This is a genomic window from Salinisphaera sp. SWV1, from assembly GCF_052044155.1.
In the GTDB taxonomy this organism is placed as follows: domain Bacteria; phylum Pseudomonadota; class Gammaproteobacteria; order Nevskiales; family Salinisphaeraceae; genus Salinisphaera.
In genome coordinates, this window is the sequence record NZ_JBQDYE010000008.1 from 1 (window position 1) to 13,738 (window position 13,738).

General features: G+C 61.3%; 16 protein-coding genes and 1 pseudogene. 8 read left to right on the top strand and 9 right to left on the bottom strand.

Going from position 1 to position 13,738, the window contains the following annotated elements:
• The first annotated feature begins 207 nt into the window (after positions 1 to 207).
• From ACS8YF_RS05390 to ACS8YF_RS05400, 3 genes and pseudogenes are all read left to right on the top strand, one after another.
• A complete protein-coding gene (locus ACS8YF_RS05390; protein ID WP_440849319.1) occupies positions 208 to 579 on the top strand; it encodes a HipA family kinase in 372 nt (123 codons plus the stop codon).
• Positions 576 to 950, top strand: a pseudogene (locus ACS8YF_RS05395) (DUF3037 domain-containing protein); the annotation flags it as partial. The gene ACS8YF_RS05390 and the pseudogene ACS8YF_RS05395, both read left to right, overlap by 4 nt.
• A gap of 9 nt (positions 951 to 959) precedes the next feature.
• Positions 960 to 1,397, top strand: coding sequence for a hypothetical protein (locus tag ACS8YF_RS05400; RefSeq protein ID WP_440849327.1), 438 nt, complete (start codon positions 960 to 962; stop codon positions 1,395 to 1,397).
• A 47-nt stretch (positions 1,398 to 1,444) separates the two neighbouring features.
• Here ACS8YF_RS05400 and ACS8YF_RS05405 read toward each other — a convergent pair whose 3' ends face one another.
• From ACS8YF_RS05405 to ACS8YF_RS05420, 4 genes are all read right to left on the bottom strand, one after another.
• Positions 1,445 to 2,617 (bottom strand): Fic family protein, encoded by a 1,173-nt coding sequence (locus ACS8YF_RS05405; protein WP_440849199.1) that lies wholly within the window; start codon positions 2,615 to 2,617, stop codon positions 1,445 to 1,447.
• A gap of 98 nt (positions 2,618 to 2,715) precedes the next feature.
• A complete protein-coding gene (locus tag ACS8YF_RS05410) occupies positions 2,716 to 2,874 on the bottom strand; it encodes a hypothetical protein (RefSeq protein WP_440849200.1) in 159 nt (52 codons plus the stop codon).
• Positions 2,875 to 2,902: 28 nt separating this feature from the next.
• Positions 2,903 to 4,183: a HipA domain-containing protein gene (locus ACS8YF_RS05415; RefSeq protein ID WP_440849201.1), complete on the bottom strand. Its 1,281-nt coding sequence runs from the start codon at positions 4,181 to 4,183 to the stop codon at positions 2,903 to 2,905.
• Positions 4,173 to 4,478: a helix-turn-helix domain-containing protein gene (locus ACS8YF_RS05420; RefSeq protein ID WP_440849202.1), complete on the bottom strand. Its 306-nt coding sequence runs from the start codon at positions 4,476 to 4,478 to the stop codon at positions 4,173 to 4,175. Before ACS8YF_RS05420 ends, ACS8YF_RS05415 begins: the two co-directional genes overlap by 11 nt.
• Before the next feature lie 199 nt (positions 4,479 to 4,677).
• Here ACS8YF_RS05420 and ACS8YF_RS05425 point away from each other — a divergent pair, with 199 nt between their 5' ends.
• A complete protein-coding gene (locus tag ACS8YF_RS05425; RefSeq protein WP_440849320.1) occupies positions 4,678 to 4,917 on the top strand; it encodes a FitA-like ribbon-helix-helix domain-containing protein in 240 nt (79 codons plus the stop codon).
• Entirely contained in the window at positions 4,918 to 5,343 is a 426-nt protein-coding gene (locus tag ACS8YF_RS05430) for a type II toxin-antitoxin system VapC family toxin (RefSeq protein WP_440849203.1), read from the top strand.
• A gap of 29 nt (positions 5,344 to 5,372) precedes the next feature.
• Here the strand turns inward: ACS8YF_RS05430 and ACS8YF_RS05435 are convergent, their stop codons facing one another.
• Both ACS8YF_RS05435 and ACS8YF_RS05440 read right to left on the bottom strand, forming a co-directional pair.
• Positions 5,373 to 7,106, bottom strand: a complete 1,734-nt coding sequence (locus ACS8YF_RS05435) for an FAD-dependent oxidoreductase (RefSeq protein ID WP_440849204.1) — start codon at positions 7,104 to 7,106, stop codon at positions 5,373 to 5,375.
• 151 nt (positions 7,107 to 7,257) lie between these two features.
• Complete coding sequence (locus ACS8YF_RS05440; protein WP_440849205.1) at positions 7,258 to 7,863, bottom strand: LysR substrate-binding domain-containing protein; 606 nt, start codon at positions 7,861 to 7,863, stop codon at positions 7,258 to 7,260.
• Between ACS8YF_RS05440 and ACS8YF_RS05445 the strand changes: the two genes are divergently transcribed.
• The 3 genes from ACS8YF_RS05445 to ACS8YF_RS05455 all read left to right on the top strand — a co-directional run bounded on the left by ACS8YF_RS05445 (position 7,852) and on the right by ACS8YF_RS05455 (position 9,333).
• Positions 7,852 to 8,055 carry a hypothetical protein gene (locus ACS8YF_RS05445; protein ID WP_440849206.1) on the top strand — a complete coding sequence of 68 codons (204 nt, stop codon included), beginning with the start codon at positions 7,852 to 7,854 and terminating at the stop codon, positions 8,053 to 8,055. The genes ACS8YF_RS05440 and ACS8YF_RS05445 overlap by 12 nt on opposite strands.
• Before the next feature lie 74 nt (positions 8,056 to 8,129).
• Positions 8,130 to 8,531, top strand: a complete 402-nt coding sequence (locus ACS8YF_RS05450) for a GFA family protein (RefSeq protein WP_440849321.1) — start codon at positions 8,130 to 8,132, stop codon at positions 8,529 to 8,531.
• Positions 8,532 to 8,715: 184 nt separating this feature from the next.
• The gene (locus ACS8YF_RS05455; protein WP_440849207.1) at positions 8,716 to 9,333 is read left to right on the top strand and encodes a LysE family translocator; all 618 of its coding nucleotides are present in this window, start codon (positions 8,716 to 8,718) and stop codon (positions 9,331 to 9,333) included.
• A 295-nt stretch (positions 9,334 to 9,628) separates the two neighbouring features.
• Here the strand turns inward: ACS8YF_RS05455 and ACS8YF_RS05460 are convergent, their stop codons facing one another.
• From ACS8YF_RS05460 to deoC, 3 genes are read right to left on the bottom strand one after another with little or no spacing between them, the layout of a single operon-like run.
• Complete coding sequence (locus ACS8YF_RS05460) at positions 9,629 to 10,333, bottom strand: HAD-IA family hydrolase (protein WP_440849208.1); 705 nt, start codon at positions 10,331 to 10,333, stop codon at positions 9,629 to 9,631.
• On the bottom strand, positions 10,323 to 12,722 hold the full coding sequence (locus ACS8YF_RS05465) for an aldehyde dehydrogenase family protein (RefSeq protein WP_440849209.1): 2,400 nt from the start codon (positions 12,720 to 12,722) through the stop codon (positions 10,323 to 10,325). The genes ACS8YF_RS05460 and ACS8YF_RS05465 overlap by 11 nt, the downstream gene beginning before the upstream one ends.
• Before the next feature lie 28 nt (positions 12,723 to 12,750).
• Positions 12,751 to 13,668: a deoxyribose-phosphate aldolase gene (deoC, locus tag ACS8YF_RS05470; RefSeq protein ID WP_440849322.1), complete on the bottom strand. Its 918-nt coding sequence runs from the start codon at positions 13,666 to 13,668 to the stop codon at positions 12,751 to 12,753.
• Positions 13,669 to 13,738: the final 70 nt, after the last annotated feature.

Genomic DNA, 13,738 nt, shown 5'->3' on the forward strand with positions numbered 1-13,738 from the left:
TGCTGCGACCAGTATTTCCTTGTCTCCGACATCTCAATCTCTCCGTCAATAGCGACAGCGGAGAGATTGGCTTATCGGTTATGCCGCCGGAAGGATGGGGTTGGTGGACCGTTTACGAAAAGACGGCGCGGCACTGAATTGAACTGTCAATCGGCACAGTTGGTCCCGCCGAAGATGAGACAAGACGTTCTTCTTTTCGACTAGTGGATTAAGAACGGCGATCGCACATTGACCGAACACGGCGGCAACCCGAACCTGTTCTGGGCCCCGGACGCGCAGGAACTGGTCGTGATCGACCACAATGTTGCCCTTGATGACACGGTGACGTCGGCCAATTTCTTTATCGATCACGTATTCCGCGATCAAGCACCTGCCGTGTTCGATGGCTTGGTCACGCGGGCCGAGTACGCTAAGCGTATGATCGCCACCATGGGGCGTTGGGACGCGATTGTCGAATCGATCCCCGATGAATGGCGCTACCTCGACGCCGAGCAGCTCGACCCGGTGGCGTTCGATTGGTCCGCAGCCTATGCGCTCCTGACCGCTTTCGAGTCCGACGATTTCTGGGCTATCCGATGAACCGCATTGCCTGCCAGTACGCCATCGTACGTTTCGCGCCGCTCGTGGAAACGGGCGAATTCGCGAACGTGGGCATTGTATTGCTCGCGGCCGAGCAAGCGTTCCTGGGGTTCGAGCTCGAAACGCGCCGAAGCAGACGCATCACAAATTTCTTCGATGATGTTGATAGCCGTCTGTATCTACAATCGGTTAAAGAGTTGCATGCGGAACTCAAGAGGCTATAAAGCCTGGTTGCGGCCGACACGGGCAACAACGGCGACTCGACTGCCATTTTCGAAGAACTGATCCGACCACGCGAAAGCATCATCCGCTTCAGCGAACCGCGGGTCGCTTTAGCCGATCACCCGGAAAGCAAACTCGCGGCACTGCACCAGTATTACGTGCACCGTAGCTTCCACACACCGGAACAGCGTGAAGCGAAGCTGGCACGCGGTATTGGCAATTGGCTCAAGGAAGTCGGCATAAGCGGGCGTTTCACGCAAGCTCGCCTAGGTAATGACGAGTTCGAAACGCCAGAGCTACCCTTCGTCGAACAACGTGACGGTAAAGCGCATAAGGCGATGAAACCGCTCAACCTTGGACAAACGACACCTAGCGCCATTCTGGAACATGCCAATCGTTGGCAATTTCGACTGGCCGAGATTCGGCGCCGTCACCTGTTTGCAGGTCGTTTCCTATTCGCCGTCGATGGGACGAACAACGATAAAAAGCGAAGCAGGGCAGTCGAGGAAGCACGGGAGCTTCTTGCTAAGGCCGAAGCGTCCGTTGTTAGCTATCAAGACAAGCAGGCTGTTCTCGAATTCGCCCTGGGCGATTGATACACCTACTGATAAGCGAGAGGCTGTTTCACGTTTCGCGAAGCTCGCTACAGCGGCGTGGTCCCTTCGCTCAAAATGTCCATAAAGGCATCATACCGATACACCCGCCCTCGCTGGCGCCCCGAGACTTCACTCACGATTTCAAGGCGTTCAAGCACCTTGAGCGCGTCGTTTATCGGCGGGGCTGACAATCCGGTCGCGCGCCTGAGTTGCTTCGTGTTGGCGAACGGCAAGCGCTGCATGGCCTCGTGCACTCGGAGGACTGAACCGACACGATCATCGTTGTTCCGGATGGCCGCACGATCGGCTTCGAATAGCCGCACGATGCGGTTCGCCGCATCGAACGCCTGGTTCGCGGTCTCGGCGATACCCTCGAGAAAGAACGTCAACCAGTCTTCCCAAAGACCGTACTCGCGAACGTCTTGCAACAGCGCGTAGTAACGTTCGCGATGGGTTTTCAAATAGAGGCTGAGATAAAGCAGCGGCCGCTTCATCTCGCCTTGCATGCATAAGAACAACGTCACCAGCAGGCGGCCGAGGCGTCCGTTGCCGTCCAGAAACGGGTGAATCGTCTCGAATTGAACGTGCAGCAGTCCGGCCTTGATCAGCGTAGGCAAGCGCGACTCCTGTTCATGAATGAAACGCTCGAACGTGTCCAGGCACTGCAGCATGTCGTCGGGCGATGGCGGCACGAACTGGGCATTAACGGGCCGCATGCCGCCGATCCAGTTCTGCGTGGTCCGGAACTCGCCGGGGCTCTTGGCGGCACCGCGGCCGCTATCGAGCAACCGCGCGTGCATTTCGCGCATCAAGCGGAGCGACAAAGGTAGTGTTTCCAGGCGGTCAAGGCCGTAGAGCATGGCGTCGACGTAATTCGATACTTCGCGAATATCGTCGATCGGCTGGCCGGAAGTGGCGTCGCTTTCGAAACGCAGCAGGTCGTTCAACGTGGACTGCGTGCCCTCGATCTGAGAGGACAACACCGCTTCCTTGCGCACATACATGTAGAGAAACAGATCATCGCCAGGCAGCAGCGTCGTAATGCCGTCGAGGCGCCCGATCGCGCTCTGGGCCCTGGCGAAAGGTTCCAGTAGCGATAGCACATCGATCGGCGGCTCGGGCGGCAAATCGGCGGGTACGAACGCGCGCACTGTCTCGCCGCCCGCGATGGTTTCGCGGTAGCGGCCGGCTCGGGCTGCAGCATCGGCTTCATCGATCATCGCCGAAGCGTAGCGATAGCCACGCTAATAAAGCAATTCGCGATTTCGTTTACTTAGCTCGTTGCTAGTTAAACAAGCTTTACTTGTAGACAGCGTTGCTACCAGTTCAACGTTTCGAACCCATGCTCGCGCTCGCGGGCTGAGTCGGCCGCCGTCTGTCCCAACGACGGATCCTTTGCGATGCCGACTTCGGCGCGGATGTATTCGGTGCCTTCGACGAGGATTTCGACCTGGCGCGGGTCTTGATCCAGAAGCATCTCTACGACAGCGCCTGACCGCTGATATCTAGCTGCCGCGCCAACGCCGACAAGCCGCCCCTACGCCGGCAGCAATCGTCTCGGGAATGTCCGATTTCACGCCTGCCGCAGCCACGTCAGCCGCCAACGTTTCGGCAACTTGAGGCAGTGTGTCCAACAGCTCATCCCGGATAGACGCCATGTCGCGCGCTCGCAGACGACAGCCATCGATTCGACGTACCAGATGTTCTCTCGTGATTTCACGCAGCTTGTAATGGCCGGCGAAGCGTAGCGAACTGCGCAGGTCACGCCGCTGAGCGGCGTAGGGGTACATGCTGTTCATGTCGTACAGCGGGGCGAGCCGTGGCAAGCCGGCTGTTGGCGGATAGATGAGCGCGAAGTTCTTGGCGTGTGCGTCGGTGCCCGCAATGATCAGGTTGAAGAGTACCGCCTGGTACAGGCGTGTCTGGTCGGCCAGTGGATCGCCGCTGTGGCGATCGAGCAGTTGCATCATATCCGCGAGTCTCGGCCCGCCTTCGGCTTCGTATTTGTTGCGCGGATGCACGCCAAGCGCCTGGCAGAAGTCTTCCTGATGCAGCCGTATTAGATTCGGCACCGCGCCGAAGCGGTCGAAACGCTTGACCACGAGCACCGGCACGTCGTCGAAGTCGACGACCTCCGATTCGACCGCCGGCAAGCCGATTCGGCGCGCCAGCTCCAGGCAGTAATGCTCGTTGAGCGCCTGATCGGGCAAGCCGATCATGGCGGGTTTGAGAATATGCGTACTGGCTAAGCCACCGTGCGGAACGGCCCATCCGGTCGCTGTTTTTCGCAGGGCGGTTTTTGCCTGGGCACCGGCCAGAGAGAACTGACCGTGGTCGCCCTCCAACGCCGAGGGTAACGACTCTTGCAGACATCGCATTTCATGGCCGAGCCGCGCGTTGTCGAGCGGTTCTTCGTAGCCTTGGCCGGCCGGCTCGACGAAGGAAATCCCGCCCGGACAGTCCACACCGATCTCGCTCAGGATGGCGACCGGGTCGTGCCGGCCCACGCCGAACTCGCGCGCCCATCGATTAATCGTATCTTCGTTGTCGGGTAGCAGCCCCCGGAGAAAATGCTCGACCGGCTTCTGGGTCTCGCGGCGCTGGTCGGTATGAACCCGGCGCGAGATGGGAAGCGACAAGGAGATGGGCCAAACTCCCGGCATTTCCCGCCAACTGTCGTCGTAAGTCAGACGGAGCCGACCTTGATCGGCCAACCTCTCTATCACACCGATCAAACGATCACCGAAATACAGCGGCGTGCTCCGGGTGACACGCTCAGCCATCATCGGTACTCGATGATTTGTGCGAGCGCGGCATTCCGACAAGATCGGTTACGTCGAAATTGCTGTTCGACTGCGTCGCTGGCGGCTCAGCACTCTCTGCAACCTGTAGTGCCAGGCCAAGCTCGCGCAGCACACGCAGAGCCAACTCGAGCTCAGCGCGGGGCTTGCCGTTTTCCAGCTCCGATATCCAGCTCTGCGTGGTGCCGCAACGATCCGCCAGTACACCCTGCGTGATCCCTGCACGACGACGGGCTTCGCGAATCTGGAGGCCGAAGTCTTTCGCGTTCCTGATCGTCACTACTTACATCCGAACGAATATATTTGAACAGTATTCCCGAACAGGAATAAAACCGCAATATTTCCGTTCGGGAATATTTCGCGGCAAGGCGCGATCTACTCACCGAGACGAACGGGAGGTGAGCAAGATCTGGATGTCATTCTCGGACTGTCGAATTGCTATAATGACCGCATTGATTTCAATGCAATCAAAAGCGATCATGGCTTCAATCACGATTCGCAATCTGGACGATGAACTGAAACGCGCATTGCGGCTGACGGCCGCCGAACACGGGCATTCCATGGAAGAAGAAGTGCGCTTGATTCTGCAACGTGCGCCTGCACCACGCCGACAGCGAGGTTTGGGCAGCCGCATTTGCGAACGGTTCGCGGCCACCGATGGCGTGGAAATCGATGCGCCGAAACGAACTGAACGAGCACGGCCCGCCGAGTTCGACTAGATGATCGTTCTTGGTACGAACGTTTTGTCCGAACTCATGCGACCGGCGCCGAACCCGCCCGTTGTAGATTGGATCGACTCGACAAGTGCCCGAGACGATATAGCCATCACGGCGATCACCGTGGCCGAGATTCTCTATGGCATAGAGCGCCTGCCCGACGGGCGGCGCAAACAGCAACTCGGCGGCGTTGCCGCCATGATGTTCGAAGAAGACTTTGCTGGCGCCATCTTCTCGTTCGACGCTGAGGCTGCGGTGCACTATGCACAGCGCGTGGCCGCGAGCGAAGCCGCGGGGCGCCCCGCCTCAATGGCGGACGCCCAAATCGCCGCAATCTGCCTTAACCACGGCGCAACGCTTGCGACCCGCAACACCAAGGACTTTGACCCCTTCGGCGTTGCGCTGGTTAATCCTTGGGATGAACACTGATCACGAAACATCATCCCAGCCGATGGCCCCTACCAATTCAACGTCTCAAACCCATGCTCGCGCTCGCGGGCGGTGTCGGCTACGTCGGTCGCCTCGGGCGCATCGTCTGCGGCGGCCTGGCCGGACGACGGGTCCTTGGCGATGCCGTTGACTACCGGGTGCTCGCGGAAGTATTCGTCGAAGCGTTTTTTCGCGTCGTCGCCGAACAGGATCTCGCAAGCTTCGAGCAGGCCGGCAGAGTGCTTGATGGTGTCCTGGCGGGAGACGAGGCTGATCTTGGAGCGGCGGCGCAGGAAATCCTCGAGCTTGGTGATCATCTCTCGTCTCGCGGCCTGGCGGACTTCGGCGCGGATGTATTCGGTGCCCTCGATGAGGATTTCGGCCTGGCGCGGGTCTTCTCGGATGTTTTCGAGAATGCCGATGGCATGGCCGGCGTAGCGGCGCCAGAGCCGGGTGGACAGCGGTTCGGACGAGGCCGGGTCGGTGTAGCCGTCGAGGTTCATGAGCCGGGCCTGATGGAAGAATTCGTCGCGCACCGAATCCACCGGTTCGCCGTACCAGCGATATTTCGGGTAGCGGACTTCGATGCCCATCCGTTCGACCAGGTCGGTGATTTCGTTGCCGACGTTCACGCAATCGGTGAGCTTGCCGCCGAAGATGCTGATGTAGCCCTGTTCGATGTCGGAATCGATCTCGTGCTTGCGGGAGAGCTGCAGGAAGTCCCGATCCTGGCCGCCGCTGTTTTCCACCGCCAGCGGACGTACGCCGCAGCGGGTGGCGATGATGTCGTCGCGATCCAGCGGTTTGTCGAGCGCCAGCCGGGCGTTGATGTTGTCCAGTACGAAGTCGATGTCTTCGTCGGTGATCGCCGCATGCGGGTCGTCGGTGCGCGTGTCGGTAGTGCCGATGCAGGTGCGGTTGCCCATGGGGATGGCGAAGAACAGGCGCCCATCCTGGTCGAAGAAAGCCAGCACGCGTTTGTTGGGCGTGAGCCGTTCGACGATGAGATGAATCCCCTTGGACAGCACATGGCTATGCTCAGTCTTCTTCTCGGTCAGCCGGTTGTATTGATCGGCGAGCGGGCCGCAGGCGTTGATGAGTGTGCGGGTTTTCGCGGTGAATTCCCGGCCAGTCATCACGTCGCGCAGCTGCACGGTCCAGATGCCGTTCTCGCGGGTGGCGCCGATGGATTCGACGTAGTTAGCCGCTGCGCAGCCGCTGTTCATCGCCAGGCGCACGAAGTTGAAGACAAAGCGCGCGTCGTTGTCGTGCAGAAAGGCATCGGAATATTCGAAGCAGCCCACGGCCGGCTGAGTATCGATGACCGGTTCTTCTTTATTGACCTGCTTGAGCGACGGCAAACGCGGAATCTTCGTGAAGCAGTTGCCGAAGAACCAGTACAGCCAGGTGCCGGCCCAGAGCACCAGCGGATGCCAGCGGAAACCCTGGGTGATCGTGGTCAGGAAGCGGATTTCCTGCACCGTGGACGGGTAATGCTTGATCAGGTGGTTGCGGGAGACGCACAGCTCGCGCACGAGCTTGAAGTCGTACGACTCCATGTACTTGATACCGCCCCAGATCAGGTTGGACGACCACATGCTGGTCATACCGGCGAAATCGCCCTGGTCGATCAACGCTGTCTTGACGCCCTTGCCCGACAGTGCCGCCGCGCTGACCGCACCGTTGATGCCCCCGCCGACGATGAGTGCGTCGTAGACATCGCCGGATTGGAGTCGCTGGATATTGCTTTCGCGTAACTGCATGTGCGTCGATCTCCGTAGCCGACCACGATCCGCGTGTCGGCGAAAAAAGCGGCGGCAAGCAGCCGCGCCCGATATCTCCACCATACCGCCCTACCCACGATTTCCGATGCAGCGCCCCGGCACCACCGCGAGGCCAGGACGGTTTCCGTCGTCACGCCAGCCGATAGTAGGCCTGGATCTTCGGGCCCAGCCAGTCCATGAACCCCCGCACGCGACGCGACAGATTGCGCCGATGCGGGTAGACGAAAGAGATCGGCATCGGCTCGGCGCGGTGGCCGGGCATCACCTCGATCAGTTCACCGGCGTCCAGCAACCACTGCACGCCGACGCGCGGCACCTGGATCAGTCCCAGCCCGGCCCGGCAGGCATCGGTATACGCACCGGTACTGTTCACCGTAATCACGCCCGGCAGCGGCAGAACATGCGTCTGTCCGTCGCTGACGTATTCCCAGCGTGGCAGCGGCTCGCCGAGGCGCGGCACGTAGTGCACGACGCGATGGCCGTTTTCGAGATCGGCCGGGGACCTCGGCGTGCCATGGCGCGCCAGATAACCCGGACTGGCGCAGTTGACGATCGCCATATCGCCGAGCGGCCGGGCAATGAGCTGGGCGTCCCGCACGCGACCGCCGCGTACGACCAGATCCAGACCTTCGCGTACCGGATCGGCCAGTCCGTCACTGACGGACAGTTCGAGTTCCAGGCCCGGATGGGCGGCGAGCAAGCCGGGCCATTCCGGGATCAGCAGATGACGCGCCATCGCATGGCCGACATCGACCCGCAACAGGCCCGACAACGCGTTATGCCTGTGCTCGAACAGGGTTTCGATCTCATCGAGATCATCGAGCCATTCGCGGCCGCGATCGAGCAGCGCTCGGCCATGCTACTGTCCGATGACGCGCGCTGGATCGACGGCGAGCGCATCGAGGCCGCGGGCGGCATGCGGCTTTGATTGAGCGGGGCGACCATAACCAAACGTTAGGCGTCAGTAAGGACTGAGAGGAGAAAAACTTGAATACAATAGATGTGCATTGCCGTTGCGGTAAAATTGACCTGGAGATCACCGGGCAACCGGTCGTGCAAGCCTATTGTCACTGTGATGATTGTCGAGCAGCTCATGGCGCCGCATATGTTGCATCATCCGCTTACCCTGCAACAGCGGTTAGAGTGGTTCACGGAACGCCCACTCCTATTGTGGTGAAGACGACTCAAAGAATGCGTTGCGAGACTTGCGGCACCCATCTTTTTTCGGAGATCCCGAGAATGGGTCTTCGGAGCGTGAACGCGTTTCTATTGCCAAGTAAGGAATTCAATCCAAAGTTACACGTTCAATGTCAGCACGCAGTGCTCCCTATAGTAGATAATTTACCCCACTTCAAGGATTTTCCATCTGAAGGTGGCGGTTCCGGTGAGCTGGTAGATTGGTAATGATCGCCCAACAAGGCGCTGCACCTGACCGCTTTACCGCTGCGCTCCAAAGCGGCCGGTGAGCTTTGGCGTTCGACGATATCGCCCCACCCTGCCAACTCAGCGCTAACGCTCGGCTGGAACACATTCTCCCGGCGCCATCGCGCCTAAGCATCGTTCGTTCGATGAGAAACCGGGCCGAGCCATGCATCAGTTCATAGCCCTCGGCAGCCTCTGGCTGCTGGCGGCGATATCACCGGGGCCGAATTTCGTGCTGGTGGCGCGTACCGCCGCCCGCCATCGCGCCCGGGCGAGCCTGTTCGCGGTGGCGGGCATTGCCTCGGCCACGCTCGTCTGGGGGCTGGCCGGCGCTCTGGGTATCCGCGGCCTTTTTCTGGCCGCGCCCTGGGCTTATATCGGCCTGAAACTTGTCGGCGGCGCTTATCTGATCGGGCTCGGCCTCGCTATGCTGCGCGCCTCGACCCGCCCCGGCGACGGCCCGCCGAGGGCTCACGACCAGCCTGCGGCGCGCGCACTGTTTCGCACCGGATTGATCACCAATCTGGCCAATCCCAAGACCGCGGTATTCGTATCCAGCCTGTTCGCCACCGTCATGCCGCCGCAGGCCTCGATCGGCTGGAGTCTGGCGGCCGTCGTGATGATGGCCCTGATCTCGGCGAGCTGGTACGCGGTTGTCGCGTTGGTTCTGAGCCGGCCGCCGGCGCTGGCGCTTTTCAGCCGGGTCCGCACGGCGTTCGACCGGCTCGTGGGCATCGCACTGGCCGGTTTCGGCACCCACCTCATTCTGCCGAACGCCCGCTAACCTCGCCCGCCGGGGGCCGGCGGGCGAAATCGCTCGGCCCGATGGATTCGGCCAGAAAATCCAGCAGCGCGCGTACGATTAGCTGTTGCGATACGCGCAGACCGTCGAGCGCCGCCTAGCGCAGTGTGGCCGTCTCATCGGTTACAAGCCAGCGGTTATAGCGGCAGCGGGCGACCGTGCTTATCAACGGCGTGAGTTCAGCGCAATCGTTCTCGATATTCGCCTACCGATATGCCGAGGCCAATATTGATTGAAGAGGTCCAATTGCAGCGGAGGGCAACCCGCCCTCTCTCACTTAGACATCAAGAGATGGTAACGCCCATTTGGTCGATTCGAAATCATGTAGCGACTTAATGATATCGTTCGCCTCCTCGAATCGTGTCCGGTCCATGGCCGCATCCGGCACCGCGATAACCGACATTCCGGCCGCACGGGCCGCTTGAATACCGAAGGGCGAATCTTCGAAAACGAGCGTTTCGGCCGGGTCGCAGCCGATGCGCCGAGCGGCCACTCGGAAGATATCCGGCGCGGGTTTTGCCTCGGCTACCGCCTTGTCGTCGGCCGTGACGATCACATCGAACAGGGCAAACCAGTCTTGGTGCGGTCCGGATTTGAGTTCGAGCAAGGCCCTCGACGAGCTGGTCCCCACGGCAATCGGTATATCGTGGGCCGCCAGATGACGCACCAGCCGCTCGGCCCCCGGCTTGGCCGGCACGGCCGCGAAACGCGATTGCAATAACGGCTCTCGCTGGGCCAGAAAATCGATCGCCGTCATCGGGAGATCGAAGGCAGAAATAATACGCTCGGCCAGAGCGCTCTCGCCCAAGCCAATAGTGTCCTGCTTAACTGTCCAGTCGAAACGATGGCCGTAGGGCCCGACAATGTCCTGCGTCACGTCGGTATATATCTGCTCCGTATCCAGAAGCAGGCCATCCATATCGAAGATGACCGCCCGGATCGGGCGACGACATGAGTCGCCGGCGCGCTGCTCAATCGCCATAGGGAATCCAGATATTCTTGACCTGTATTGCCTGGGGCGCCAGTGAAGCGCCGACGACGGTGATCGCCTCCTCGGACCAGCGCCGGGACGGAATCACCGTCACCGGTTTGAGATTGCCGCTCGACGCCACCTCGAGTGCAGCCTGCTGCTCCACGCTCATTGCCGCACACCAAAGTGCATCGACATCGTCGTGCGCCGCCAGTACCCCGGCCAGTTCCTCGCGATCCCCGCACAACAGGTTGATCACGCCACCGGGCACATCGCTCGTATCCAGCACTGAATACAATGCGAGAGCGATCAACGCATGCGATTGCGAAACGACGGCCACCGCACGATTGCCCAGCGCGATCGCTGGCGCGACCAGACCAACCAGCCCCGATAACGGCGTGGCATCGGCACAGACCATGCCCAACACACCCCACGGTTCATTCATTGCCAGCGTGGCGTGCCGGACCGCCGTCGAATGAACCCGCCCGTCGTATTTGTCGGCAAGCGCCGCGTAGTGAAATAACAGCCGAACCGAAAGTGCCACTTCCTTGTCGGCTGCACTTCGACTCAGCCCCGTGTGCGCTACCAGCATTTCGGCAAACTCGGCGTGGCGCGCGTCCAAGTTCTCAGCCAGATAAAACACGACCTGAGCCCGCGCATGCGCGCTCTGTTGCGACCATCCGGCCGCCTTGCGAGCCGCAGCCACGGCGTTACGGATATCCTTGCGATTGGCCAGCGGTGCCAAACCGACGGCGCGGCCCTCGGTGCCGGCAACCGCATAGCTATAGCCGGAATCCGGCCGTGACTGCTTGCCGCCGATATACAGTTTGGTGGTCCGATCGATGCCGGCAGGTGGCGCCGGCTCCGCGGCTGGCACCGCCACGACGGGCGCGGGAGCGGCCTCGGTTTTACGGCGTTTCACGGGTTCTGCCGTCAGATAGTCCTGCAACCCTTCACGACCGCCTTCGCGCCCATAGCCACTTTCGCGATAGCCGCCGAATCCGGCGGCGGCATCGAACTGATTGGCGGTATTGATCCAGACAACGCCGGCCTGTATTTGACCGGCGACATCCAACGCACGGCTGATGCTCTCGCTCCAGACTGAAGCCGCCAGACCGTAGCGCGTGTCGTTGGCCAAAGCCACTGCCTCGTCCGGCGTGCGGAACGTACTCGATGTGACCACCGGTCCGAAAATTTCCTCGCGCATCAACAACGAGGACGACTCGACATCGGTAATCAACGTCGGCGGATAGAAAAAGCCAGTTTCATGCACGGCCATCGGTGGCTGGTAACAGCTGGCCCCTTCGGCGACGCCGCGCTCAACCAGATCGATGATACGCGCGAGTTGACGGCGATCGACGATCGCGCCGATATCGGTCGATTTGTCCAGCGGGTTGCCGACTCGCAAGGTCGCCATGCGCTCGCGCAGTTTGTGATGGAAGCGCTCTGCCACGCCCTCTTGCACCAGAATGCGCGAGCCGGCACAACAGACCTGCCCCTGATTGAACCAAATCGAGTCGACCACGCCTTCGACCGCGGCATCGAGATCGCTGTCTTCGAACACCACGAACGGCGACTTGCCGCCCAGTTCCAACGACAATTTCTTGCCGCTCCCGGCCGTACGCTCACGAATCCAGCGCCCGACCGCCGTCGAGCCGGTAAAGGCGATCTTGGCGACATCGGCATGGCCGACCAGGGCAGCGCCTGTCTCACCATCGCCGGTCACGAAATTGACCGTGCCGGGGGGCAGCCCGGCTTCTCGGCACAATTCGGCGAAAGCCAGCGCCGTGAGCGGCGTATATTCGGCCGGCTTGAGCACCACCGTATTGCCTGCGGCCAACGCCGGCGCGACCTTCCAGGCCAGCATCAACAACGGAAAGTTCCAGGGAATGATCTGGCCACAGACGCCGACGGGCTGGTGACCGGGGAATTCGGTCTCGATCAAATCAGCCCAGCCGGCGTGGTGGTAGAAATGCCGGGCCACCAGCGGAATATCGCCGTCGCGGGCTTCCCGTATGGGCTTGCCGTTGTCCAGACATTCCAGCACGGCCAGAAGACGTGCGTGCTTCTGTACCAACCGGGCGAGGGCATAGAGTCGGCGCGCTCGCTCATGGCCCGGGGTTTTCGACCAGCTTCCCAAGGCCTTCTTGGCCGCCGCAACGGCCTTGTCGATATCGGCAGGGCTACCCTGTGCCACCTCGGCCAGCGGGGTTTCGGTCGCCGGATCGACGGTTTGAAAATAGCCGCCCTCGGTGGGCTCGACGAAAGTGCCGCCAATGAAATGGCCGAAACGACGTTGATGCCGATCGAGCCAGGCCAGCGCCTGGTCGGCGCTTTCGGGCGAGGGGCCGTAATCCATGGTATCGAGTAGCTCGGGAATCGTGGGGGACGGTGCACTCATGATGTATTTTCCGAAGTCGCGGGTCGGCTCAGGCCAGACCGTGGCGGTGCGCAGCCGAGTACCGACCGGTGACGAAATGCTCGAGCTGGCGTTCGATATCGCCGAGCATGGAGCTGGCGCCGATACGAAACAGGGAAGGCTCCTGCCATTCGCGGCCGAGTTCCTCACGCATCATCGACAGCCATACCCGGGCTTCCTTGGCCGTGCGCAGCCCGCCGGCGGGCTTGAAGCCCACGGCGTATCCGGTCGCTTCACGGTAATCGCGAATCGCCCGGCACATCGTCAGGCCGACCGGCAGCACGGCATTGACATCTTCCTTACCGGTCGAGGTTTTGATGAAGTCCGCGCCGGCCATCATCGCCACGCGGCTGGCGCGATACACATTGCGCAGCGTCTTGAGATCGCCGGTGGCCAGGATGGCCTTGAGATGCGCATCGCCGCAGGTCTCGCGCATCCGCGCGATTTCTTCGTAGAGCGCATCCCACTGTCCGAGCAGTACATGTTCGCGGGTGATGACGATATCGATCTCGGCCGCGCCCTGGTCGACCGCATAGCGGATTTCCTCGAGGCGCTGCGCCAGCGGCGTGAGGCCCGCCGGGAAACCGGTGGCAACCGAGGCCACCGGTATGCCGCTACCGGACAACGCCTTGACGGCCGGGCCCACCATGGTCGGATACACACAGACGGCCCCGGTCGTCAGCCCCAGATCGGCACAGCCCAACGCCTCGAGCAGATCGGAACGCACCGGCCGCCGGGCCTTGGCACACAGCCGTTTGACGCGCCCCGGCGTGTCGTCTCCGGCCAGCGTGGTCAGGTCCATGCACGCAATCGCTTTGAGATCCCAAGCCACCTGCCAGATCTTTTTCACGCTACGGCGCGTACCGAGGGTAGCGCTACGCCGAAGCGCGGCCGCCGTGTTGATCTGGACCGGCAATACGTCGGCCATGCCCAAAGCCGTACCCGGGTTGCGCAACGAATGCGGATTGGGCGGGGTCGAACTCGGCGTGTCATCCGTG

What these genes read in the sequence shown, in the direction of transcription:
- ACS8YF_RS05410 (WP_440849200.1), bottom strand. Translation starts at nt 2,874, where the DNA reads ATGCTTCTGGATCAAGACCCGCGCCAGGTCGAAATCCTCGTCGAAGGC.
- ACS8YF_RS05455 (WP_440849207.1), top strand. Translation starts at nt 8,716, where the DNA reads ATGCATCAGTTCATAGCCCTCGGCAGCCTCTGGCTGCTGGCGGCGATA.
- ACS8YF_RS05435 (WP_440849204.1), bottom strand. Translation starts at nt 7,106, where the DNA reads ATGCAGTTACGCGAAAGCAATATCCAGCGACTCCAATCCGGCGATGTC.
- ACS8YF_RS05460 (WP_440849208.1), bottom strand. Translation starts at nt 10,333, where the DNA reads ATGGCGATTGAGCAGCGCGCCGGCGACTCATGTCGTCGCCCGATCCGG.
- ACS8YF_RS05405 (WP_440849199.1), bottom strand. Translation starts at nt 2,617, where the DNA reads ATGATCGATGAAGCCGATGCTGCAGCCCGAGCCGGCCGCTACCGCGAA.
- ACS8YF_RS05440 (WP_440849205.1), bottom strand. Translation starts at nt 7,863, where the DNA reads ATGGCGCGTCATCTGCTGATCCCGGAATGGCCCGGCTTGCTCGCCGCC.
- deoC (WP_440849322.1), bottom strand. Translation starts at nt 13,668, where the DNA reads ATGGCCGACGTATTGCCGGTCCAGATCAACACGGCGGCCGCGCTTCGG.
- ACS8YF_RS05415 (WP_440849201.1), bottom strand. Translation starts at nt 4,183, where the DNA reads ATGATGGCTGAGCGTGTCACCCGGAGCACGCCGCTGTATTTCGGTGAT.
- ACS8YF_RS05425 (WP_440849320.1), top strand. Translation starts at nt 4,678, where the DNA reads ATGGCTTCAATCACGATTCGCAATCTGGACGATGAACTGAAACGCGCA.
- ACS8YF_RS05465 (WP_440849209.1), bottom strand. Translation starts at nt 12,722, where the DNA reads ATGAGTGCACCGTCCCCCACGATTCCCGAGCTACTCGATACCATGGAT.
- ACS8YF_RS05430 (WP_440849203.1), top strand. Translation starts at nt 4,918, where the DNA reads ATGATCGTTCTTGGTACGAACGTTTTGTCCGAACTCATGCGACCGGCG.
- ACS8YF_RS05445 (WP_440849206.1), top strand. Translation starts at nt 7,852, where the DNA reads ATGACGCGCCATCGCATGGCCGACATCGACCCGCAACAGGCCCGACAA.